The organism is Acidovorax sp. Root267 (genome assembly GCF_001429215.1).
In the GTDB taxonomy this organism is placed as follows: domain Bacteria; phylum Pseudomonadota; class Gammaproteobacteria; order Burkholderiales; family Burkholderiaceae_C; genus Acidovorax; species Acidovorax radicis.
In genome coordinates, this window is sequence record NZ_LMJC01000030.1 from 288758 (window position 1) to 312354 (window position 23597).

At 62.3% G+C, this 23597-nt stretch carries 21 protein-coding genes; 1 reads left to right on the forward strand and 20 read right to left on the reverse strand.

Annotation, left to right across the window (positions count from 1 at the left end; all coding sequences use genetic code 11):
• The first annotated feature begins 53 nt into the window (after positions 1 to 53).
• A complete protein-coding gene (locus tag ASE39_RS20000) occupies positions 54 to 479 on the forward strand; it encodes a DUF2917 domain-containing protein (RefSeq protein ID WP_057272333.1) in 426 nt (141 codons plus the stop codon).
• Here ASE39_RS20000 and hisD read toward each other — a convergent pair.
• From hisD to ASE39_RS26060, 20 genes are all read right to left on the reverse strand, one after another.
• Positions 466 to 1851 (reverse strand): histidinol dehydrogenase, encoded by a 1386-nt coding sequence (gene hisD, locus ASE39_RS20005; protein WP_057272274.1) that lies wholly within the window; start codon positions 1849 to 1851, stop codon positions 466 to 468. The two genes, ASE39_RS20000 and hisD, sit on opposite strands and share 14 nt — an antisense overlap.
• A gap of 31 nt (positions 1852 to 1882) precedes the next feature.
• Positions 1883 to 2542, reverse strand: a complete 660-nt coding sequence (hisG, locus tag ASE39_RS20010; RefSeq protein ID WP_242421503.1) for an ATP phosphoribosyltransferase — start codon at positions 2540 to 2542, stop codon at positions 1883 to 1885.
• The gene (murA, locus tag ASE39_RS20015) at positions 2539 to 3813 is read right to left on the reverse strand and encodes a UDP-N-acetylglucosamine 1-carboxyvinyltransferase (RefSeq protein WP_010462094.1); all 1275 of its coding nucleotides are present in this window, start codon (positions 3811 to 3813) and stop codon (positions 2539 to 2541) included. The genes hisG and murA overlap by 4 nt, the downstream gene beginning before the upstream one ends.
• Positions 3814 to 3907: 94 nt before the next feature.
• Positions 3908 to 4150, reverse strand: coding sequence for a BolA family protein (locus ASE39_RS20020; protein ID WP_010462096.1), 243 nt, complete (start codon positions 4148 to 4150; stop codon positions 3908 to 3910).
• 1 nt (position 4151) lies between these two features.
• Positions 4152 to 4907: an ABC transporter permease gene (locus ASE39_RS20025; protein ID WP_057272275.1), complete on the reverse strand. Its 756-nt coding sequence runs from the start codon at positions 4905 to 4907 to the stop codon at positions 4152 to 4154.
• Positions 4904 to 5842, reverse strand: a complete 939-nt coding sequence (locus ASE39_RS20030; RefSeq protein ID WP_057272276.1) for an ABC transporter ATP-binding protein — start codon at positions 5840 to 5842, stop codon at positions 4904 to 4906. Before ASE39_RS20030 ends, ASE39_RS20025 begins: the two co-directional genes overlap by 4 nt.
• A gap of 122 nt (positions 5843 to 5964) precedes the next feature.
• Positions 5965 to 6237, reverse strand: a complete 273-nt coding sequence (locus ASE39_RS20035) for an STAS domain-containing protein (RefSeq protein ID WP_010462102.1) — start codon at positions 6235 to 6237, stop codon at positions 5965 to 5967.
• A 9-nt stretch (positions 6238 to 6246) separates the two neighbouring features.
• Positions 6247 to 6888: an ABC transporter substrate-binding protein gene (locus tag ASE39_RS20040; RefSeq protein ID WP_057272277.1), complete on the reverse strand. Its 642-nt coding sequence runs from the start codon at positions 6886 to 6888 to the stop codon at positions 6247 to 6249.
• Positions 6889 to 7066: 178 nt separating this feature from the next.
• Positions 7067 to 7867, reverse strand: coding sequence for a VacJ family lipoprotein (locus tag ASE39_RS20045; protein ID WP_057272278.1), 801 nt, complete (start codon positions 7865 to 7867; stop codon positions 7067 to 7069).
• Positions 7864 to 8352: an outer membrane lipid asymmetry maintenance protein MlaD gene (mlaD, locus tag ASE39_RS20050; protein WP_010462109.1), complete on the reverse strand. Its 489-nt coding sequence runs from the start codon at positions 8350 to 8352 to the stop codon at positions 7864 to 7866. Before mlaD ends, ASE39_RS20045 begins: the two co-directional genes overlap by 4 nt.
• A 35-nt stretch (positions 8353 to 8387) precedes the next feature.
• Positions 8388 to 9170, reverse strand: a complete 783-nt coding sequence (gene mlaE / locus ASE39_RS20055) for a lipid asymmetry maintenance ABC transporter permease subunit MlaE (protein ID WP_057272279.1) — start codon at positions 9168 to 9170, stop codon at positions 8388 to 8390.
• A complete protein-coding gene (locus ASE39_RS20060) occupies positions 9167 to 9985 on the reverse strand; it encodes an ABC transporter ATP-binding protein (RefSeq protein ID WP_057272280.1) in 819 nt (272 codons plus the stop codon). The genes mlaE and ASE39_RS20060 overlap by 4 nt, the downstream gene beginning before the upstream one ends.
• Before the next feature lie 395 nt (positions 9986 to 10380).
• On the reverse strand, positions 10381 to 11859 hold the full coding sequence (locus ASE39_RS20065) for a glutamate synthase subunit beta (RefSeq protein ID WP_057272281.1): 1479 nt from the start codon (positions 11857 to 11859) through the stop codon (positions 10381 to 10383).
• 48 nt (positions 11860 to 11907) lie between these two features.
• Positions 11908 to 16641, reverse strand: coding sequence for a glutamate synthase-related protein (locus ASE39_RS20070; protein WP_057272282.1), 4734 nt, complete (start codon positions 16639 to 16641; stop codon positions 11908 to 11910).
• Positions 16642 to 16820: 179 nt separating this feature from the next.
• Complete coding sequence (locus ASE39_RS20075) at positions 16821 to 17519, reverse strand: transposase (protein WP_057272283.1); 699 nt, start codon at positions 17517 to 17519, stop codon at positions 16821 to 16823.
• A gap of 85 nt (positions 17520 to 17604) precedes the next feature.
• On the reverse strand, positions 17605 to 18561 hold the full coding sequence (locus ASE39_RS20080; RefSeq protein WP_057272284.1) for an SAM-dependent methyltransferase: 957 nt from the start codon (positions 18559 to 18561) through the stop codon (positions 17605 to 17607).
• Positions 18561 to 19190 carry a DUF1415 domain-containing protein gene (locus ASE39_RS20085; protein ID WP_057272285.1) on the reverse strand — a complete coding sequence of 210 codons (630 nt, stop codon included), beginning with the start codon at positions 19188 to 19190 and terminating at the stop codon, positions 18561 to 18563. The genes ASE39_RS20080 and ASE39_RS20085 overlap by 1 nt, the downstream gene beginning before the upstream one ends.
• Before the next feature lie 70 nt (positions 19191 to 19260).
• The gene (locus ASE39_RS20090; protein WP_199864307.1) at positions 19261 to 20433 is read right to left on the reverse strand and encodes a deoxyguanosinetriphosphate triphosphohydrolase; all 1173 of its coding nucleotides are present in this window, start codon (positions 20431 to 20433) and stop codon (positions 19261 to 19263) included.
• Positions 20434 to 20501: 68 nt separating this feature from the next.
• Complete coding sequence (aroB, locus tag ASE39_RS20095) at positions 20502 to 21605, reverse strand: 3-dehydroquinate synthase (protein WP_057272335.1); 1104 nt, start codon at positions 21603 to 21605, stop codon at positions 20502 to 20504.
• A 439-nt stretch (positions 21606 to 22044) separates the two neighbouring features.
• Entirely contained in the window at positions 22045 to 23577 is a 1533-nt protein-coding gene (locus tag ASE39_RS26060; protein WP_082615520.1) for a putative Ig domain-containing protein, read from the reverse strand.
• Between the last annotated feature and the right edge of the window lie 20 nt (positions 23578 to 23597).

A 23597-nucleotide genomic window follows, 5' to 3' on the forward strand; every position in this document is an offset into this window, starting at 1 on the left:
GTCGTGCGAGCCTGTCCGTGGCGCCGCGCGCCGCCTGGCCGCACAGTGAAGGCATGAACACGCTGCACACCCCCACCCCGCCGTCGCCCACGCTGCCGAGCCAGCTTGCGGTGCCCCTCACCCTGCAATGGAAGCGCCAGCCGCTTCCGCCGCTGCAGGCCGTCCAGGTGCTGGACTTCCGCGCGGGCGACATCGCCCTGCTCGAAGTCGAGCAAGGCCGCGTCTGGGTGACCTGCGACGGCCTGCTGGAAGACTATTTTCTGGAGGCTGGCCAGCGCCTGTCGTTCGCTGGGCCCGTGCGGCTGCGGGTGAGCGCCGAGGGGCACCGCCCTGCGCGGCTGAACTGGGCGCAGCACCGGGCGCCCGAAGGCGCCGCGCACCCACCCGCACCCGTGGCGGCACCACAGCCGATGGCGGTGGTGCCGCGCACCGCCCCATCGGGCGCCGCGCTGCCCCTGAACGCCGTCAGCGCGGCTTGAGCGGGGTCTTCAGGCGCATCTCAGCCGCCTGCGCGTGGGCCTGCAGGCCCTCGCCGTAGGCCAGTTCGGCGGCGATGGTGCCCAGCACCTGGGCACCGGCCTCGCTCACCTCGATGAGGCTGCTGCGTTTCTGGAAGTCGTACACGCCCAGCGGGGACGAGAAGCGCGCCGTGCCGCTGGTGGGCAGCACGTGGTTGGGGCCTGCGCAGTAGTCGCCCAGGGACTCACTGGTATAGGCCCCCAGGAAGATCGCGCCGGCGTGACGCAGCAGCGGCTCCCAGCGGTGTGGGTCGGTGCTGCTCACTTCCAGATGCTCGGGTGCGATGCGGTTGCTGATCGCGCAGGCTTCTTCCATGTCCTTGGTGAGGATCAGCGCGCCCCGGCCATTGAGGCTCTTGGCGATGATCTCGGCGCGCGGCATGGTGGGCAGCAGGCGGTCGATCTCGCGCTGCACGGCGGCGATGTAGGCAGCGTCGGGGCACAGCAGGATGCTCTGGGCCAGCTCGTCATGTTCGGCCTGGCTGAAGAGGTCCATCGCCACCCAGTCGGGCGGCGTGGAGCCGTCGGCCAGCACCAGAATTTCGCTCGGGCCCGCGATCATGTCGATGCCAACCGTGCCGAACACGCGCTTCTTGGCGCTGGCCACATAGGCGTTGCCGGGCCCGGTGATCTTGTCGACCTTCGGAATCGTGGCCGTGCCGTAGGCCAGCGCGGCCACGGCCTGCGCGCCACCGATGGTGAAGGCGCGCGTGACGCCCGCAACGTAGGCAGCCGCCAGTACCAGGTCATTGCGCTCGCCCTTGTCGGATGCAAGCTGCGCGCCCAAGCCACCCGTCGCCACGCTACCGCGCACGGGCGTGGGCACAACCATGATGATTTCCTGCACGCCCGCCACATGGGCCGGGATGGCGTTCATCAACAGGCTGGACGGGTACGCCGCCTTGCCGCCGGGCACGTAAATGCCCACGCGGTCCAGCGGCGTGACCTTCTGGCCCAGCAAGGTGCCGTCTTCGTCGCGGTAGCTCCAGCTTTCGCCAGAGGCTTTTTTCTGCGCCTCGTGGTAGCTGCGCACGCGCTTGGCGGCGGCCTGCAGCGCGTCGCGCTGGGCCTGCGGAATGGCGTCGAACGCGGCTTTGAAGTCGGCCTGGGTCAGCTCCAGCGCCGCCATGTCGGGGGCAGAGAGGCCGTCGAACCGGGCGGTGTACTCCAGCACGGCGGCATCGCCACGCTTTTGCACATCGGCCAGGATGTCGGCCACGCGCTGCTCGATGGCGGCGTCGGTGTCGGCAGACCAGTGCAGGCGGGCTGCGAAATCAGCCTCAAAAGTGGCTGCAGCGGTGGACAGACGGGCGGGAGCAGCTACCAAAGTCATAGTGTCAGTCGGTCGATGGATCGGGTAAGGGTCAGTTCTTTTCCGCAGGAATCGCCGAGGCAAACGCATCGATGATGCGCCGCAGCGACGCCTGCTTGAGCTTGAGCGCGGCCTGGTTGACCACGAGATACGAGCTGATGTCCATGATGCGCTCGACCTCCACCAGGTGGTTGGCCTTGAGCGTGTTGCCGGTGGACACCAGGTCGACGATGGCGTCGGACAGGCCGATGAGCGGCGCCAGCTCCATGCTGCCGTAGAGCTTGACCATGTCCACGTGCACGCCCTTGGTGGCAAAGAAGTCGCGCGCGATCGAGGTGTACTTGGTGGCCACCTTCAGGCGCGAGCCCTGCTTGACGGCTCGTTCGTAGTCGAAGTCGTTGCGCACCGCAACGCTCACGCGGCACTTGGCGATGCGCAGGTCCAACGGCTGGTACAGGCCCTGGCCGCCGTGTTCGATGAGGGTGTCCTTGCCGGTCACGCCGATGTCGGCGCCGCCGTACTCCACGTAGGTCGGCACGTCAGTGGCGCGCACCAGCACCACGCGCACGTTGGGCTGGTTGGTGGGCAGGATGAGCTTGCGCGACTTCTCGGGGTCTTCCAGCACCTCGATGCCGGCGGCGGCCAGCAGGGGCAGGGTTTCGTCGAAGATGCGGCCCTTGGAAAGCGCCAAGGTGATCATGTTGCTGCTCATGCTTTTACTCGTTCAATGTCGGCGCCGATGCCGCGCAGTTTGGCTTCCATGCAGTCGTAGCCTCGGTCCAGGTGGTAGATGCGGTCCACCACGGTTTCGCCGTCGGCCACCAGGCCGGCAATGACCAGGCTGGCCGAGGCGCGCAGGTCGGTGGCCATCACGGTGGCGCCCGACAGGCGTGGCACACCCTCGATCACGGCCACCTTGCCATCGGTCTGGATCTTGGCACCCAGGCGCACCAGCTCGTTGACGTGCATGAAGCGGTTTTCAAAAATCGTCTCGGTCACCGTGGCCGTGCCCTGCGCGATGCAGTTGAGTGCCATGAACTGCGCCTGCATGTCGGTGGGGAAACCGGGGTACTCGGTGGTGCGAAAGCCCTGCGCCTTGAGCGTGGCGCCACCGGCGCTTTGTACACGGATGCCGCCCTCGACCGCTTGCACATGGGCACCGGCCTCGCGCAGCTTTTCAATGACAGCGTCGAGGTGGTCGGCGCGGCCATGGCGCAACACCACATCGCCGCCCGTGGCCGCCACGGCGCACAAAAAGGTACCCGCCTCGATGCGATCGGCCACTACGCGGTGGGTGCAGCCATGCAGCTTTTCGACGCCCTGGATGCGGATGCGGCTGGTGCCATGGCCTTCGATCTTCGCGCCCATGGCGATCAGCATCTCGGCCAGGTCCGAAATCTCGGGCTCTTGCGCGGCGTTTTCGAGCACCGTCTCGCCCTCGGCCAGTGCGGCGGCCATGAGGAAGTTCTCGGTGCCCGTCACCGTGACCATGTCGGTGGTGATGCGGGTGCCTTTCAGGCGCGTCCACCCTGCGGGCAGCTTGGCGATCATGTAGCCGTGTTCGACCACGATCTCAGCGCCCATGGCCGTCAGGCCCTTGATGTGCTGGTCCACCGGCCGCGAACCGATGGCGCAACCGCCGGGCAGCGACACCGTGGCCTCGCCAAAGCGCGCCAGCAGCGGGCCCAGAGCCAGCACCGAGGCACGCATGGTCTTGACCAGCTCGTACGGCGCCTCGGGCGTGTTCAGGCCGCTGGCGTCAATGCACACCGTACCGTCATCGGCGCGCTCGGCCGCCACGCCCATGTTGCGGATGAGCTTGAGCATGGTGCTCACATCCTGCAACTGGGGCACGTTGAGCAGCGTCACGGGTTCGGCCGTGAGCAGCGCGGCACACAACTCCGGCAAGGCGGCGTTCTTGGCGCCAGACACCAGCACCTCGCCTTGCAAGGTGCGTCCGCCGCGAATGAGGAGTTTGTCCATCTCTAACCACCAGAAATATGAATGAAAATGGCCTCTAGCGCTTATCCATTAAGCGCCAATAGCTATCAATAAATGAGTAATCAGGCAATCTGCATCACTGCGCCTGCGCCGCCCATTCGGCGGGGGTGAAGGTCTTCATCGACAGCGCGTGAACCTCATCCGTGTGCATTTTCGCGCCCAGCGTGGCGTACACGCGCTGGTGGCGCTGGATGGCGCGCTTGCCTTCGAACTCGGCCGAAACGATGGTGGCGTACCAATGGCGCCCATCGCCCTCCAGCGTGATGTGTTCGCAGGCCAGGCCGGCGGCGATGATGTCTTTGAGTTGGTCAGCAGTCATGTCAATTCCGAATTTTGTAGCCGGTGCGCAGCAGGTGCACGGCGAGAAAGCTCACGGCCAACCAGGCGATGCCCACGATGCCGAGGCTGAGCCAGGGCGAGGTATCGCTCTGGCCAAAGAAGCCATAGCGGAACCCGTCGATCATGTAGAAAAACGGGTTGAGGTGGCTCACGGTCTGCCAGAACGGTGGCAGCGACTGGATGGAATAGAACACGCCCGAGAGGAACGTCATGGGCACCACCACGAAGTTCTGGAACGCGGCGAGCTGGTCAAACTTGTCGGCCCACAGCCCCGCAATCAGCCCCAGCGTGGCCAGCAGGCCCGCCCCCAGCACCGCAAACGCCAGGATCCACAGCGGCGCCGCAAACTCTGGCCGCGCAAAGGCCAGCGTGACCACAAACACCCCCAGACCCACCACCAGCCCGCGCACCATGGACGAGCCCACATAGGCCACAAACCACGCCCAGTGCGACAGCGGCGTGAGCAGCACGAACACGAGGCTGCCCATGATCTTGCTCTGGATCAGGCTCGACGAGCTGTTGGCAAAGGCGTTCTGCAGCACGCTCATCATCACGAGGCCTGGCACCAGGAAGGCGGTGTAGCTGATGCGGTCATACACCTTCACATGGTCTTCGAGCACATGGCCGAAGATCAGCAGATACAGCACGGCGGTGAGCACGGGCGCGGCCACGGTCTGGAAACTGACCTTCCAGAAACGGAGCACTTCCTTGTAAAAAAGAGTCTGCCAGCCGGTCATCGTGCAGCCTCCGACATGGGAATGTTCGAGGCCGACGTACCCGACATGACTTGAAGAAATACATCCTCCAGGTCTGGCCTGCGGATCTCCATGTCATGCACTTCCACACCGGCAACGCGCAGGGCAGCCAGGTGGCTTTCGATCTCGGCGGCGTCGTGCGCGGGCAGCTGCACGATGCGGCCCGTGACCCGCGCCACGCCGGCCAGTGCGGGCGGCAAGGCAGAATCCGTCTTGAACTGCAGGATGCTGCCTGAGGCCGCCTGCAGCAGCTCGCTCGTGCGGTTCAGGGCCACGATGCGGCCCGACTTGAGCATGGCGATGCGGCCACACAAGGCCTCGGCTTCTTCCAGGTAGTGCGTGGTCAGCAGCACGGTGTGGCCTTCCTTGTTCAGGCGCGCCACAAAGTGCCAGAGCGTCTGGCGCAGCTCCACGTCCACACCGGCCGTGGGTTCGTCGAGCACGATGATGGGTGGCTTGTGCACCAGCGCCTGCGCCACCAGCACGCGGCGCTTCATGCCGCCCGAGAGCTGGCGCATGTTGGCGTTGGCCTTGTCGGTGAGACCCAGGTTCTCCAGCAGCTCGTCGATCCAGGCGTCGTTGTTTTTGACGCCGAAGTAGCCCGACTGGATGCGCAGCGATTCGCGCACGTTGAAGAAGGGGTCGAACACCAGCTCCTGGGGCACCACGCCAAGCTTGCGGCGCGCCTCGGCAAAATCGGCCTGCACGTCACTGCCCTGCACCAGCACACGGCCGCTGCTGGCGCGCGCCAGGCCTGCAAGGATGCTGATGAGGGTGGTTTTGCCGGCACCGTTGGGGCCGAGGAGCCCGAAGAACTCTCCCTCCTCAATGTCCAGGTTGACCTGGTTCAGTGCCTGAAAAGGGCCTTTGGGCGTGGCAAAGGTCTTGGAGATGGCTTGGAAGGAGACTGCGGGCATGAAGCCCCTGATTTTACGGCCTTGCCCCGAACTGCGTTGGGGTGGGGGTGAGCAGGGAGCGCCGGTCTACCGGTGCGGGGCCAAAGGGCCGGCCCGCCAAGGCACAAAAACCGCCCGCAGCGTCAGGAAACGGGCGTGAGCAAGGTGCCCACGCCATACAAACCCGCCATGCCACGCAGCGCCGTGGGCAGGCCCTGTACGGCAAAGGTCTTGCCCACTGACAACGCCTCGCGCCGGCATTCCAGCAGCACTGCCAGCGCCGAACTGTCAAACACCGCCATCGCGCTCGCATCCACCACCACACCACTTTCGCGGTGCACCCGCAGCCCCTGCAAAAGCATCTGCAGGCAGGCCGTGGCCTGGCGGTGGGTCAGTTCAGAGGGAAGTACCAGCATGGACAAGGCTCAGCCCTTGGCGGTATTGGCCTTGTTGCGTGCAGCCAGGGTCTCGATCAGCCCATCGATGCCCTTGGCATTGATCTCCTGGGCAAACTGGCCCCGGTAGGTCTCCACCAGCCAGACGCCCAGCACGTTCAGGTTGTAGATCTTCCAGCCCGCGCCATCGCCAGGCGTCTTTTCGAGGCGGTAGTCCAGCTGGATGGGGTCGCCGCGACCCACGATCTCGGTGCGCACGAGCACGTCCTTGTCTTCCGGCGCAGCGCGCAGGGGCTTGACCTGGATGCTTTGATCGTTGACCTGTGCGAGCGCACCCGCATAGGTGCGCACCAGCAAGATCTTGAACTCGTCTTGCAAGCGCTTTTGCTGCTCGGGCGTGGCCTGGCGCCAACCCGGCCCCACGGCAGCGGCGGTCATGCGGCGGAAGTTGACGTTGGGCATCACGGTCTTGTCCACCAGCGCGATCACCTTGGTCAGATCGCCGCCCTGAATGGCCTTGTCGGACTTCACAGTGTTGAGCACGTCGGTGGACAGGCGCTTGATCATCGCGTCCGGCGCTTCGTCCGCCGCCAGCGCGGACAGCGGCATGCCCAGACACACCGCAGCGGCAGTGCACAGAGCCAGGTGGCCCAGGGAACGTCGGTTCATCATGTCCTCTATCCTCTACTTTCTCGTTCAGTCATGGGGCCGCCATCCGGCATGCCCGTGTTTCATTGTGGCGGTCGCGGCAGCGGTGTATGCGTCGCTGGGATTGCGGATTGCAAGCAAGTGCAACATGAGCGCCCGCGCCCTGCCCGTCATCGGCGGGCAGATGCCACCCGCAACCCTCTCAACGGGGAGGCTCTTGCGGCAACACGCCATCGTTGGTGTTCTTGTCGTCCGCGCCATTGCCGTTCTGCGGCTCGCCCGCCTGGCTGCGCACCTGCAGGAAAACGTCCCGCGTGAAGCTGTACTTGTCCAGCGCGGCGCTGTCCAGCACGGAACCTGCCCGCAGGAGGTTGGCACGCGTGTCCACCACACGCAGTGCGTACAGCGTGTTGCGGGCCGAGACCGGGTCCACATAGCTCACCACATTGCCCTTCATATCGACAGGCAGTGCAAAGGTGTCGCGCACCGTGGACGGCCCGAGGACCGGCAGCACCAGATAGGGCCCTGTGCCCACGCCCCATCGGCCCAGCGTGAGGCCGAAGTCCTGCTTGTAGCGGTCTATGCCCAGCTCGCTGGCGATGTCCAGCACCCCTCCGATGCCCATGAAGGTGTTGACATTGACGCGCATGAACGTGGAGGCAGCCGCTTCCGCGCGCAGCTGCAGCACGTTGTTCACAAACGACCAGACATCGCCGATGTTGGCAAAAAAGTTGCTGACCCCCGTGCGCACGGGTGCGGGTGCGATGTCCTGGTAGGCAATCGCCACGGGCTTGAGCACCATGGCATCGACCTGCTCGTTGAAGTTGGTCATGCCACGGTTGTAGGACTCCAGCGGATCACGCGGATCGGGGTTGGCCACGGTGGCGCAGCCCGAAAGCAGCGCCCCGGCCAGCAGCAGCACCGTGCCTCCGAGCGCACGTGGCAAAACCTGCTGTGGCCCGGAGCCCTCCCCGGCCAAGGTTGTTTTTTTAAAGTTCTTCATTTCTTGTCACCTGCCCCTGCGGGCTTACCGCCGTCTTCGGCTTTGCTGTAGAGAAACTGTCCAATGAGGTTTTCAAGCACCACAGCCGACTGGGTCGAGGTGACCATGTCGCCCGCAGCAAGGTTCTTCTCGTCTGCCCCGGCCTCGATACCGATGTACTGCTCACCCAGCAGGCCGCTCGTGAGGATCTTGAGGGAACTGTCCTTGGGGAAAGCGTAGCGGTTTTCCATCGCCAGCGTCACCCGTGCCTGGTAGGTCTTGTCGTCGAACGTGATGGACTCCACGCGCCCCACCACCACGCCGGCACCGCGCACCGCAGCCTGGGGCTTGAGCCCACCGATGTTGTCAAAGCGCGCCGTGATGCGATAGCCGGACTGGAAATTCAGGCTCAGCAGGTTGGCCGATTGGAGTGCCAGAAATACCAGCGCCACAGCCCCCAGCATGACGAACAGCCCTACCCAGAAATCGTTTTTGGAGCGTTGCATTGTTTGATTCCTCTTCACTGCCAGCATCGCTAGCCTCAGATACTGAACATCAGGGCCGTCAGGACGAAGTCCAGCCCCAGCACCGCCAGGCAGGCCATCACCACGGTGCGGGTGGTTGCACGCGACACCCCCTCGGGGGTGGGCTTGGCGGTGTAGCCCTGCAGCAGCGCCACGAACGTGACCGCAACACCGAACACCACGCTCTTGAGCACACCATTGCCCACGTCTTTCCACACATCAACGCCACCCTGCGTCTGGCTCCAGAAAGCGCCGGGGTCGATGCCGATCATGAGCACGCCCACGCTCCAGCCCCCAATCACCCCCACCGCGCTGAAGACCGCAGCCAGTAGGGGCATGGCGATCACCCCGGCCCAGAAGCGGGGCGCCAAAATGCGCTGGACCGGGTCCACCGCCATCATTTCCATCGCGCTGAGCTGCTCGCCAGCGCGCATCAAACCAATTTCTGCCGTCAGCGACGTGCCCGCCCGCCCCGCAAACAGCAGGGCCGTGACCACGGGGCCGAGCTCTCGCACCAGCGACAACGTGACCAGCAACCCCAGGGCTTCCGAGGAGCCATAGCGCTGCAGGGTGTAGTACCCCTGCAGACCCAGCACCAGCCCTACAAACAGACCGGACACCGCAATGATGGCCAGCGAGTAGTTGCCCAGAAAATGCACCTGGTCACTCACCAGCGAAGGCCGCCGGAAGGTAGCCCCCACCAGCCGCACCAGTCGCACAAAAAGCCGCGCACCCATGCCGATGTCGGCCAACTTTTGGCGCACCGAAAAACCGACATCGGAGGGGTTGTACCAGCTCACCGTGCACGCCCTCCCGCAGGCCCGAAGTCCTGCGCCTCGTCCGGGCCGGGATAGTGGAAGGGCACCGGCCCCGTAGGCAAGGCATTCACAAACTGGTGCACCAGAGGGTCGATGCTGGCACGCACCTCATCCGGCGTGCCCTGAGCGGCCACAACACCCGCCCCCAGAATGATCACGTGGTCCGCCAGTCGGAAGGTCTCTTCCAGGTCGTGCGACACCACGATGCTCGTGAGGCCCATGGCGTCATTGAGCTGGCGGATCAATTGCGCAGCGGTTCCCAGGGAGATGGGGTCCAGCCCTGCAAAAGGCTCGTCATACATGACCAGCTCCGGGTCGAGCGCAATGGCCCGGGCCAGGGCCACGCGCCGCGCCATTCCGCCCGAAATCTCGCTGGGCATGAGATCACGCGCACCCCGCAGGCCCACGGCATGCAGCTTCATGAGGACAACGTCGCGGATCAACGCTTCGGACAAGTCCGTGTGCTCCCGCAGCGGAAAAGCCACGTTTTCAAAAACGCTCAGGTCGGTGAACAGCGCGCCAAACTGGAACAGCATCCCCATGCGGCGGCGAACGGCGTACAAGCCAGCGGCATCCAGGCGCCCCACATCCTGCCCATCAAACAGGACTTCACCGCCCTGGGCCCGTTGCTGGCCGCCAATCAGGCGCAGCACCGTGGTCTTGCCGCCGCCCGAGGCGCCCATCAGCGCCGTGACCTTGCCACGGGGCACGGTCAGCGAGACATCGCGCAGGATGTCGCGGTCTCCATAGGAGAACGTGGCATTGCGCAGCTCGGCAAGGATGGAGGTTTCAGGCATGCGGGAAAGGTTCAGGGTTCCGGGTCCGGCAGTCGCCGTGCAGTGGTTCGTCCGGCCAAAAGAAGCCGCGATGGTAGCTGAAGAAGCAAACATACATACATGTATGTTTGCATTTTGAAGCATCTGTATCGTGGGCTGGATGGCCTTTAAGGCGCCAGGCAACCCCGGATTGACAGAACCCTCGATTGTGCCAATAAAGACATGCGGGCGTGAAAGCGAGGCCATCAGCCTGGACTGGCGGGCCTGCCACATCACCAGCCGGCAATACCGTTCGGCGCCCTCTTTGGCCCCCCCTGCCACGGGGGGCCGACCCTGCGACTGCGCGCGTCTTGATCACAACCTCATGAAAAAACGGCGCCGCAGCGCCGTTTTGCCCAAAAGATCAGACCCCGCGATCAGCGCGGCAAGTCCGAATAGCCCATGAGGAACTCATCGACCGAACGTGCAGCCTGGCGACCCTCGCGGATCGCCCAGACGACCAGCGACTGACCCCGCCGGATGTCACCTGCAGCGAACACCTTGGGCACATTGGTGGCATAGCCACCATCAAAATCCGTGGTGGCGCGCGCATTGCCACGGGCGTCCTTGTCCACGCCAAAAGCTTCCAGCACGGCAGCCACCGGGCTCACGAAGCCCATGGCCAACAATACGAGGTCCGCCTTCAGGATCGTCTCGGACCCGGCCACCTCGACCATCTTGCCGTCCTTGAACTCCACGCGCACAGTCTTGAGGCCGGTGACCTTGCCTTTTTCACCGATGAATTCCTTGGTGGAGATGGCGAATTCGCGTTCACAACCCTCTTCGTGGCTGGAGCTGGTGCGCAGCTTGATGGGCCAGTAGGGCCAGGTCAACGGGCGGTTTTCCTCTTCGGGCGGCTGAGGCATCAGTTCGAACTGTGTAACGCTCGCAGCGCCGTGGCGATTGCTGGTGCCCACGCAGTCGCTGCCGGTGTCGCCCCCACCGATCACGATGACGTGTTTGCCCTCAGCGCGCAACTGGCCCTTGAGCTTGTCGCCGGCGTTGACCTTGTTCTGCTGGGGCAGGAACTCCATGGCAAAGTGAATGCCATCCAGGTCGCGGCCGGGCACAGGGAGGTCGCGCGACTGCTCGGCACCGCCGGTCAGCAGCACGGCATCGAATTCCTTGTGCAGTTGCTCGGGCGTGACGGTTTCCTTGGCCCAGTTGGTGACCTTGGAATCCTTGCCCAGACCGTCTTTGGCGGCGCCCACAAACACACCCGTGCGGAAGACCACGCCTTCGGCCTCCATCTGCTTGACGCGGCGGTCGATGTGCGACTTTTCCATCTTGAAGTCAGGAATGCCGTAGCGCAGCAGCCCACCCACGCGGTCGTTCTTCTCAAACAGCGTGACGCTGTGACCCGCCCGTGCCAGTTGCTGGGCCGCCGCCATGCCTGCAGGGCCAGAGCCCACCACGGCGACCTTCTTGCCGGTTTTGTGCTTGGCCACGCGGGGTTGCACCCACCCCTCGTCCCAGGCGCGGTCGATGATCGCGTGCTCGATCGACTTGATGCCCACGGCGTCGTCGTTCACGTTGAGCACACAGGCTGCCTCGCAGGGTGCGGGGCAGATGCGGCCCGTGAACTCCGGGAAGTTGTTGGTGCTGTGCAGCACCTCGATCGCACTTTTCCAGTCGGCGTGGTACACCAGATCGTTGAAATCTGGAATGACGTTGTTCACCGGGCAGCCGTTGTTGCAGAACGGCGTGCCGCAGTCCATGCAGCGCGCGCCTTGCACCTTGGCCTGGGTCTCATCGAGGCCGATGACGAATTCCTTGTAGTGTTTGAGGCGCTCGGGCACGGGCTTGTAGCCCTCTTCGATGCGCTCGTATTCCATGAAGCCGGTAGTTTTTCCCATGACGATGTCCTTGTCTATGAATGCTGTGCGGAGGTCTGCGGCGCGGCCTTATTTGGCAGGCACCGCTTCTTTTTTGGTAGCAGCTACCGCTGGCGTAGCGGACTCTTCCAGCACTTTTCGTTCATAAATTTCGGACAACGCACGCTTGTACTCGGTCGGGAAGACCTTGACGAACTTGCTGCGTGATGCCGCCCAGTTGTCCAGCAGTTCGCGTGCACGCTTGCTGCCCGTCCAGCGGTTGTGATCTTCCAGCAGCTTCCTGAGCTGGGCTTCGTCGGTCTGGCCGCTGTGCCAGATCGAGCGTGGCACCGTGGCCTCTTGCTCCGTGGCGGGCAGGATGCGCTCCAGCGTCACCATGGACATGTTGCAGCGGGTGTCGAACTGGCCATCTTCGTCATACACGTAAGCCACGCCACCACTCATGCCTGCAGCAAAGTTGCGGCCCGTCTTGCCCAGCACCACCACGGTACCTCCCGTCATGTACTCGCAACCATGGTCGCCCGTGCCTTCCACCACCGCAGTGGCACCCGACAGGCGCACCGCAAAGCGCTCACCGGCCACGCCGCTGAAGAAGGCCTCACCCGTGGTGGCACCGTACATCACGGTATTGCCCACGATGGTGTTGCGCACAGCATCGCCCCTGAAGTCGATGCTGGGGCGCACGACCACGCGGCCACCCGACAGGCCCTTGCCCGTGTAGTCGTTGGCATCGCCAATCAGGTACAGCGTGATGCCACGCGTGAGGAACGCACCGAACGACTGTCCGCCCGTCCCTTCCAGCTGGATGCGGATGGTGTCATCCGGCAGGCCTTCAGGATGCACGCGGGTCACCGCGCCGGAGAGCATCGCGCCCACAGAACGGTTCACGTTGCGGGCCACCTCGATGAACTGCACGCGCTCGCCCTTTTCGATGGCAGGCTTGCTGCGCTCGATGAGCTTGCGGTCCAGCGTGTGCTCGATGTTGTGGTCCTGCACATCCACATGGAAACGGGGCACATCGGCAGGCACATTGGGCTGCGCGAACAGGCGGCCAAAATCCAGGCCACGTGCCTTCCAGTGCTCCAGGCCCTGGCGGGTGTCGAGCAGGTCGGTGCGGCCGATGAGGTCGTCGAACTTCTTGATACCCAACTGGGCCATGATCTGGCGCACTTCTTCGGCAATGAAGAAGAAGTAGTTCACCACGTGCTCGGGCTTGCCGGAGAACTTCTTGCGCAGCTCAGGGTCTTGCGTGGCCACGCCCACCGGGCAGGTGTTCAAGTGGCACTTGCGCATCATGATGCAGCCCTCGACCACCAGCGGGGCCGTGGCAAAGCCGAATTCGTCAGCACCCAGCAGCGCGCCGATGGCGACGTCGCGACCCGTCTTCATCTGGCCGTCTGCCTGCACGCGGATGCGGCCGCGCAGGCGGTTGAGCACCAGGGTCTGCTGGGTTTCGGCCAGGCCAATTTCCCAGGGGCCGCCTGCATGCTTGATGGACGACCAGGGCGATGCGCCCGTGCCGCCGTCGTGCCCGGCGATCACCACGTGGTCGCTCTTGCACTTGGCCACGCCTGCCGCGATGGTGCCCACGCCCACCTCAGACACCAGTTTGACACTGATGCCAGCGTGCGGCGCAACGTTCTTCAGGTCGTGGATCAGCTGGGCCAAGTCTTCGATCGAATAGATGTCATGGTGCGGCGGTGGCGAGATCAAGCCCACACCCGGCACGCTGTGGCGCAGCTTGCCGATGTAGTTGGAGACCTTGCCACCGGGCAGCTGACCGCCTTCGCCGGGCTTGGCGCCCTGCGCCATCTTGATCTGGATCTGGTCGGCCGAGGACAGGTACTCGGCCGTGACGCCGAAGCGGCCCGAGGCCACCTGCTTGATGCGGCTGCGCAGCGAATCCCCGTCCTGCAGGGGCAGGTCCACCTCGACGTTTTCAGCGCCGATCACGCTCTTCAAGGTGTCGCCCTTCTTGATCGGGATGCCCTTGAGTTCGTTGCGATAACGCGCCGCGTCCTCGCCGCCTTCGCCGGTGTTGCTCTTGCCGCCAATGCGGTTCATGGCCACAGCCAGTGTGGCATGTGCTTCGGTGGAGATAGAGCCGAGCGACATGGCGCCGGTGGCAAAACGCTTGACGATTTCCTTGGCGGGCTCCACCTCGTCCACCGGGATCGCCTTGGCAGGGTCTATCTTGAACTCGAACAGGCCGCGCAGCGTCATGTGGCGCTTGCTCTGGTCGTTGATGATCTGGGCGTATTCCTTGTACGTGTTCCAGTTGTTGGCGCGCGTGCTGTGCTGCAACTTGGCAATCGCATCGGGCGTCCACATGTGGTCTTCACCCCGGGCGCGCCAGGCATATTCGCCACCAGCGTCCAGCATGGTTTCGAGCACGGGGTCATCACCAAAGGCCGCCTTGTGCATGCGGATGGCTTCTTCGGCGATTTCGAACACGCCGATGCCTTCCACACGGCTGGCGGTGCCGGTGAAGTATTTGCCCACGGTTTCCGTGTTCAGGCCGATGGCCTCGAACAGTTGGGCGCCGCAATAGCTCATGTAGGTGCTCACGCCCATCTTGGACATGATCTTCGACAGGCCCTTGCCAATGGCCTTGACGTAGTTGTAGATCGCCTTGTCGGCCGACAGGTCGCCGCCCAGGTCCTTGTGCATCTCGGCCAGGGTTTCCATGGCGAGGTAGGGATGCACGGCCTCGGCGCCATAACCAGCCAGCACAGCGAAGTGGTGCACTTCACGGGCGGTACCGGTTTCGACCACCAGGCCGGCCGTGGTGCGCAGGCCTGCACCCACCAGATGCTGGTGGATGGCAGACAGCGCCAGCAGTGCGGGGATCGCCACTTGCGTGGCGCTTACGGCGCGGTCGCTGACGATCAGGATGTTGGCACCACCCTTGATGGCGTCCACGGCCTGTGCGCACAGCGAGGCGAGCTTGGCTTCCACGCCTTCACGGCCCCAGTCCAGGGGGTAGGTGATGTCGATGGTCGCGCTCTTGAACTTGCCTTGCGTGTATTTTTCGATGTCGCGCAGCTTGGCCATGTCGGCAAAGTCGAGCACGGGCTGGCTCACCTCGAGCCGCATCGGTGGGTTGACCTGGTTAATGTCCAGCAGGTTGGGCTTGGGGCCGATGAAGCTGTTGAGCGACATCACGATGGCCTCGCGGATCGGGTCGATCGGCGGGTTCGTCACCTGGGCGAACAACTGCTTGAAGTAGTTGTACAGCGGCTTGTTCTTGCCAGAGAGCACGGCCAGCGGGCTGTCGTTGCCCATGGAGCCAATGCCTTCTTCGCCGTTCTTGGCCATGGGCGCCATCAGGAACTTGATGTCTTCCTGGGTGTAGCCGAAGGCCTGCTGGCGGTCGAGCAGCGGCAGATCGGCAGGCTGGGTCACAGCCACTTGCGCGCCAGCATCAATGCTGTCGAGCTTGATGCGCAGGTTCTCGATCCACTGCTTGTAGGGCTTGGTGTTGACGACGTTGGCTTTCAGCTCATCGTCGTCGATCATGCGGCCTTGTTCCAGATCGATCAGGAACATCTTGCCGGGCTGCAGGCGCCACTTGCGCACGATCTTGTTTTCAGGAATAGGCAGCACGCCCGACTCCGAGCCCATGATGACCAGATCGTCATCGGTGATGCAGTAGCGCGAGGGGCGCAGGCCGTTGCGGTCGAGCGTAGCGCCGATCTGGCGGCCATCGGTGAACACGATGGAGGCCGGGCCGTCCCACGGCTCCAGCATGGCGGCGTGGTATTCATAGAAGGCGCGGCGGCGCTCGTCCATGGTCGTGTGCTGCTCCCAGGGCTCGGGGATCATCATCATCACGGCCTGGCTGATGGGGTAGCCGGCCATGGTCAGCAGTTCGAGGCAGTTGTCGAACGTGGCGGTGTCCGACTGGTCGGCGAAGCTGATGGGGTAGAGCTTTTGCAGGTCGGCGGCGAGCACGGGCGAGGCCATCACGCCTTCGCGCGCCTTCATCCAGTTGTAGTTGCCCTTGACGGTGTTGATTTCACCGTTGTGCGCCACATAGCGGTACGGGTGGGCCAGCGGCCACTCGGGAAAGGTGTTGGTGGAGAAACGCTGGTGCACCAGTCCAATGGCCGAAATGCAGCGCTCGTCGGACAGGTCCTTGTAGTACACACCCACCTGGTCGGCCAGCAGCAGGCCCTTGTAGACCACGGTGCGGCTGGACATGCTGGGCACGTAATACTCTTTGCTGTGCTTGAGCTTCAGGGCCTGGATGTTGGCACTGGCCGTCTTGCGGATCACGTACAGCTTGCGCTCCAACGCGTCCTGCACGATCACGTCGTTGCCACGGCCGATGAACACCTGGCGCAGGATGGGCTCCTTCTTGCGCACGGTCGGGGACATGGGCATGTCGACATTGACCGGCACATCGCGCCAGCCCAGCAGCACCTGGCCTTCGGCCTTGATGGCGCGCTCCATCTCCTGCTCGCAGGCCAGACGCGAGGCATGCTCCTTGGGCAGGAAGATCATGCCCACGCCGTATTCGCCGGCCGCAGGCAAGGTCACGCCTTGCTTGGCCATTTCTTCACGGTACAGCGCGTCAGGGATCTGGATCAGGATGCCGGCGCCGTCACCCATCAGCGGATCAGCACCCACCGCACCACGGTGGTCGATGTTTTCCAGGATCTTCAAGGCCTGCGTCACGATGTCGTGGCGCTTGATGCCCTTGATGTGGGCCACAAACCCGAGGCCGCAGGCGTCGTGTTCGTTACCCGATGAATACAAACCGTGTTGTTGCAGATGCTGGATCTCGGCAGCCGTGGTCATGGCGCACTCCTCATATTTTTCGCAGGGAGTGGAAGATTAGTGCATTGCAACATCTTTTGGCAAGCAGATTAATTAGGGTCAGATTCTTAATTAATCACAACAAGGTTTTTTCTGGAATTTATAAGGGACACATCAAATTTAATAGCAAAATATTCGAACAATACAAGTGATAGAGCGTTTTATAAAGATTTTCTGTGGATGGCAGGGCGACCGGCCTGCCCCCTGGTCACACGGCGTGGCGTGTGCTTTTGCAACTCTTGCACAAATACAGGATCGCCCAGCGCCCAGCCGCTCAGGGCGGACGAGGTCAACGCAGTCTGTTCTTGCGATCCGATGCCCGCCTGCACCAAAGCGGCGTACGCCGCCTCGCGCGCGAACGGCGTATTGCCGAGCGCCCAGTACAGGGCATGGGGCGTGAGCAAGCGGTCATGGCGCAAGCCCAGCCAATGGGCGTGGCTCGACCACGCATAGTCGGAAGCCTGCACCACCTGCCCCGCGCGCACCGGGTTCAAATCAAGGTAGACCATGCAGGGCAGCAGATACCGTTCTGGCTGCAGCACCGTGGAGCGATAGCGCCCCTCCCACAAGGTGCCCGTGCGCGCATGGCGCCGGTTGAAATACTGCACATAGCGCCGCCCCACCGCCTGCATCATCTGCGGGAGGCTATCGGCAGTAATGGGTGTGGCCAGCAGATGAAAGTGGTTGTCCATCAGCACATAGGCATGGACAGCCACCCCATATTTCTGCGCGTTGTCCGCCAGCAGCGAGAGCATGGTCTCGAAGTCTTGGCGATCTACGAAGATACTTTGGCGGTTGTTTCCGCGCTGGATAACGTGGTGCAGATGACCCGGCAGGGTCAGGCGCGGCAGGCGGGCCATAGGCATCGATAGAAGCAAGGGGTGAACGCGATCATAAATCCGTCCCCGATTTGTCCCTGCCCAGGCAGCCGCCTGTGGTGGGCGGTCAGTGCGGCAATGCGTCCACTGCAACCTGCGTATCACTAGCCTCCGAGCCCAGCCCAAAGCGCGCCCCCAGCACCTTGTCGAGGCCGAACTCTTCCAGAATGGCGCGCAGCCGCTCCGAGGCGCTGCGCTTTTTCTGCCCCGTGTAGCGGGCGATGATCAGCTCGTTCTTCATGCTGTGCTCCCACCCCACCAGCTCCGTCACCGTGACCTGGTAGCCATTCGCCTCCAGGTACAGGCAGCGCAGCACATTGGTGACCTGGCTGCCCAGTTCGCGCGTGTGCAGCGGATGGCGCCACAGCTCGGCCAGGGGCGTGCGCGCCAGCTGCAGGGCTTTGCCCTGGCGCAAGCAGGCGGCCATCTCGGCCTGACAGCATGGCACCAATACCATGGCCCGGGCATTCTTCTGCAGACCAAAGGCGATGGCATCGTCCGTCGCCGTATCACAGGCATGCAGGGCAGTGACGATATCGATCCGGGCCGGCAATTCATCCGCACCGGTGGATTCCGCCACCGACACATTCAGGAACGACATGCGCCCAAAGTCCAGCTTCTGTGCCAGCACCCGGGATTTCTCCACCAGCTCGGCGCGCGTTTCCACCCCGTAAATGTGGCCACGCCCCAGGGCCTTGAAATACAAGTCATACAGGATGAACCCCAGATACGACTTGCCCGCCCCATGGTCTGCGAGCGTTGGCCCCTTCTCTGTGGTGGACAACTCGGTGAGCAGTGGTTCGATGAAATTGAACAGGTGGTACACCTGCTTGAGCTTGCGCCGCGAATCCTGATTGAGACGCCCATCGCGCGTGAGGATGTGCAACTCTTTGAGCAGCTCTATCGACTGACCCGGCCGCAACTCGGACAGCTCCGCAGGCTCGACTTTCGAGGCTGCTGCCTTGGGGCGCGATGCATGGGGCTGCTGCGTGCGGGCTACGGGGGTGTCTTTGGCATTTTTCATCATCGCACTTCCTTGTTCGCAGCCAGTGACATTGGCTCGCCCGAATGAGGACCGACATCGAGTGCGGCCCACCCCTGCATGCCGAGCGCTTGCAGCACCTCGATGTTCCGCTCGAAGATCATCTCCGCCTCTGGGAACACCTCCACGGCCCGGTCAATGCTCTCCTCCCGCAGCAGGTGCAACGTGGGGTAAGGCGAGCGATTGGTGCAGTTGGTCACATCATCCGCGTCGGTGCCCGCAAACTGAAACTGGGGGTGAAAACTCGCGATCTGCAGCGTCCCATCGAGGTCCATTGCCTCCAGCAATGCCTCCGCCTCTCCCAGAAAATCGTTGAAATCAAGAAAATCCTGGAGGCAGTGAGGGAGTATCAACAAGGTGGTATCCCGCGTTTCGGCAGAGGCCGCCACCAGGGCTGACAGCTCACAGCGCAGGAGATCCAGCACCTCCGTCAAGTCTTCGGTCGGCGCGACCACATAGTGGATCTGCCCCTTGACATGAACGCCCTTGGCAAAAGGGCACAGGTTGAGCCCGATCACGGCTCGCTCCAGCCAATGGACGGTGTTGCGAACGAACAAATCGGCAGGCTCCGAAGAGGCCGCCGAGACAGCAAAGGGGGGGGTGGAAGTCATGAAACAGGCGCGCGGGGCGCGAAGAAGTGCGGGTGAATTTTACCGGGCGCCCTGCCCGCCCCATTGCAGCTCAGTCGAAAAGCCGCCGCCCCGTCAGGCGCTCATGCTCCCGCGCCGCAAACCGGTCTGTCATGCCTGCGATGAAATCCGCCACTGCCCTTGCCCGCAGCGGGCCGCAGTCCACAGAGGCCTGCTCGGCAAACGCCGCCTTCATCTCACGCGGCGAAGTCGTGTACGCCGCAAATAGGTCACGCACGACCTCCTGCGCACGGCCCGTGGTCTCCATCACCTGGGGGTGACGGTACAGATTCTTGAAGAGGAACTGCTTGAGTTCCAGAGAGCGCGCACGCATGGCATCGCCAAACATCACGAGCGCTGGTGACTGGCGCACGGCCTGCACATCAGGCGGCGCGTGCCTGGCCAGCGCAGCCTGCGTGGCATCAATCACGTCATAGACCTGCGCGCTGAGCATGCGCCGTATGGCTTCGAACAGCAGCCGCCGCTGCCGCAGCGGCTGTGCAAGATCCGGATACTCGGCCTGGGCCGCAGCGCGGTAATGGTCGAACAAGGGCACGTCCTGCAACTGCGCCAGCGTGATCAGCCCAGAGCGCACGCCATCATCGATGTCGTGCGCGTTGTAGGCGATTTCATCGGCCAGGTTGCACAGCTGCGCCTCCAGGCTGGGTTGCTCCCGGCGCAAAAATCGGGCACCGACGCCACCGGCTTCTTCGTTCTCCAACTGTTGCGCGTGCAACCTGGAGCAGTGCTTGAGCACGCCTTCGCGCGTCTCAAAGGTCAAGTTCAGTCCGTCGTACTGCGGGTACCGCTCCTCCAGCTTGTCCACTACACGCAAGCTCTGCAGATTGTGCTCAAAGCCCCCGTGCTCCGCCATGCAACCATGCAAGGCATCCTGGCCAGCATGCCCAAAAGGCGTATGACCCAGGTCGTGGGCCAACGATATGGCCTCTACCAAGTCCTCATTGATGCGCAGTGAGCGAGCGATAGACCGCCCCAGTTGGGCGACCTCCAACGAGTGGGTCAGTCGCGTACGGAACAGATCGCCCTCGTGGTTGAGAAAGACCTGCGTCTTGTAGACCAGCCGCCGAAACGCCGTGGAGTGCACGATTCGGTCCCGATCACGCTGGTATTCGGTTCGCGTTGGAGCAGGTGTTTCTGGGTAGCGCCGCCCCTTGGTCGCTGCAGGGTGGCAGGCGTACGCCGCCAGATCAGAGATCGGATTCAAATTTGCCGCCAGCGCTTATATATAAAGCGCAAATAGCTATACTATTTATAGCAAGCGATGGTGAAATCCTAGGCACAACAGGCATCGATCACTTCGCGCACCAAGTCGTCCGGTGCTGAGCGCACCATCGCCTTGCCCGGGCCATCGATCAGCACAAACCGAATCTCACCGGCTTCGGACTTTTTGTCGACACGCATCAGCTCCAAGTAACGGCCCGCGTTGTCTGCAGCGTCCAAAACCGCCCCCTTCGTGGGCAGCCCCGCGCGCTGAATCAGCAGATTCAGACGCGCCACAAACCCGTCGTCCACCAATCCGAGCCGGCGAGACAGCTCGGCCGCCATCACCATGCCGGCACCTACACCTTCACCATGCAGCCATACACCATAGCCCATGCCAGCCTCGATAGCGTGCCCGAAGGTATGGCCAAAATTGAGGATGGCACGCAGGCCTGTTTCCTTTTCATCCTGGCCAACAACCCAAGCCTTGATCTCGCAACTGCGCCGCACGGCGTGCGCCAAGGCATCGCGGTCGTGCGCGATCAGGGCGTCCATATTGCGCTCCAGCCAATCAAAGAAGGCCATGTCCGAAATGGGTCCGTACTTGATGACCTCGGCAAGACCAGCACTGAACTCACGCTTGGGCAACGTATCGAGCGCCGCAAGATCGCACACCACCAACTGAGGCTGATAGAACGCACCGATCATGTTCTTGCCCAACGGGTGGTTAATGGCCGTCTTGCCACCTACTGAAGAATCCACCTGGGCAAGCAGCGTGGTGGGCACCTGCACGAAGGGTACCCCCCGCATGTAGCTGGCTGCGGCAAAACCTGTCATGTCGCCAACGACGCCGCCGCCGAGCGCAAAGATGACCGTCTTTCGATCGCAGCCATTGCTCAGCAGCGCATCAAAAATGAGCTGTAGGGTCTCCCAGTTCTTGAACTCCTCGCCATCTGGTAGCTGCAGTTCATGAATCTGCGCATACCGGCCCGCCAGCGCTGCTCGTAAAGCGGATGCATACAAAGGGGCGACCGTGGTGTTACTGACAATGAGCGCAGTGGCGGCGCGAGGCAAACCACCGTAGGACGTGGCATCAGCCAACAGGCCGTCACCAATGACAATGCAATAGCTGCGTTCGCCCAAATCAATGGGGACTTCTTGAGCAATCTGGGACATGAAATGTTCTTGCACGTTAAGTAAGAGGCCGCGACGCCTGCGTCACATTAATTCATCCAATTTTGCATGGTTCGGTTGCACTCTCAAGAGTTGCAGACAGCGGCAACCACAGTACATCCCATGTGGTTGCTGCAAAGCCTCGCGCCACCCAGATGAACGGAACAGAGGCCGCGCCCTCGATACTGAAGGTCTTCTTCTGAAGTTCCGGGCCTATATGCGAGCGGGCCAGAATGGCGCATGGTATCTCGGCTAATCATGGGCACTGCCCGACATCAACCGGAGCAATGCTTACCGCGCCGCTCCTGAGTGACTCTGCCAGCACGAATTGCGCTACGTTTCACAATAAAAAACCCCGGCGAGCCGGGGTTGAGAATCGAAGACATCCAGCAAGAAAGCGTTGCCGGGCACACTTTCTATGCAGGACGCAGCGACTGACTGACTAGGGACACACGTAGTCGACAGGGTCCCCACCGGGAGGTACTGAACTAGCGCTTACAACGGTGATGCTAAACGTCCGTGTCACCTTCGACGCACCCTTTGTGGCAGTCACCAGGAATCTTTGCTCACCGCAGTTAGCCACCTTAGGTGTTCCATTCAAAACCCCCGCAGCACCGGTCGTACCACTGGTCAACCAAGATGGCAGGCTAGTGAAAGTCCAAGTCACATCGCTTACCGAGGCAACAAAAGAGAAGGTAAAGCTACTACCAACGGGAATTGTACCCAGCGAGCAAACAGTGTTTGAGTTGCAATCACCAATTGCAAAGTCTTCCGGTAACCCATTTACCACTTTAAGTTTGACAGTAGCCGTCGCGGACAGCTTGTTCTTGTCCACCACAGTTACCGTCGCACGGTAGTCACGCTCTTCCGCAGTGGTACTCACCGTGCCACTGAGCATACCGGTGCTGGCATCAATGGCCAAACCGGCAGGTAGCCCTGTGGCCGACCACACGTAAGGTGGCAATCCATTATTGACTGTCAACAAGGCCGTAAATGGGACTCCCTTGGTCACCGTTCCCAAATCGACATCGGCCAGTGAAGGCGCGATCGTCTGCGCCTCCAATACTGAAATCGGTTGAATGGTTGTAATCGGGTCAATGATGCCATTGCTCACGTTATTGTCAAAACGGTCAGACGTCAGTTCTAGGAAAATCCGTCCTGTTTGCGTACCGCTGAGCAGCGAAAAAGTCGCTACGCCGCCAATCGAAGATAGTTGCAACACGCTACCACTCTGAGCGCCGGCCACCAAACGCGCACCCTGGGCGGCATCAGTGCCCGAAAGAATTCGGACTTGCATATTCGCACCCGAAGTGCTGGCAGTAGGCTGATTGGTGTCATCCATTACAAACGCCTGGATACCCATCTGGTTAAGAAGGCCATTGGCATTGTTTTTGGTACCCAGAAAGCCTGGTATTTGCGCTTCCATACGGACGCTGGCAGGTTTGCCGGTAGTACCGCCTACAGAAATCGTCACACTGGCAGACTTCTGCTGATTGTCGCGCGGATCAGTCACAGAGCATGTAATACGCGCAGTTCCAGCTTGATCCCCGGCATGAAAATGGAACGAATTTCCGCCCGAATTTGCACCCAGCGTAATGTTTCGAAAGGCAGCAGGAACTTTTATTTTTCCGCCGCTCCCATCATCCACCTCCACCTCATGCGCTGGATCACCATCCAAATAATATAGCGATCCCGAATCCAACCCTCCAGCTACATTACAACCAAAAATATCCTCGCCACCGGGTATCAGTACACTACCTTTCCGAGCTTCCACATACAGAGAGGTCGTATAGGGTCTGTACGCTCCGATACCAGGCCTGGAGCCTGCGATATTCAACGGCAACTGAGTTTTTTCAGCCCGCAGCGTGATACTGTAATTTTCCTGCGTTTGGCCAGAACCGCCACTACCGCCGCCACCACATGCCGACAGGATCGCCGTTAACGCAAGGGTTAAAAATTTAATATTTTTTAACATCGCTTATCCATTCAATATAT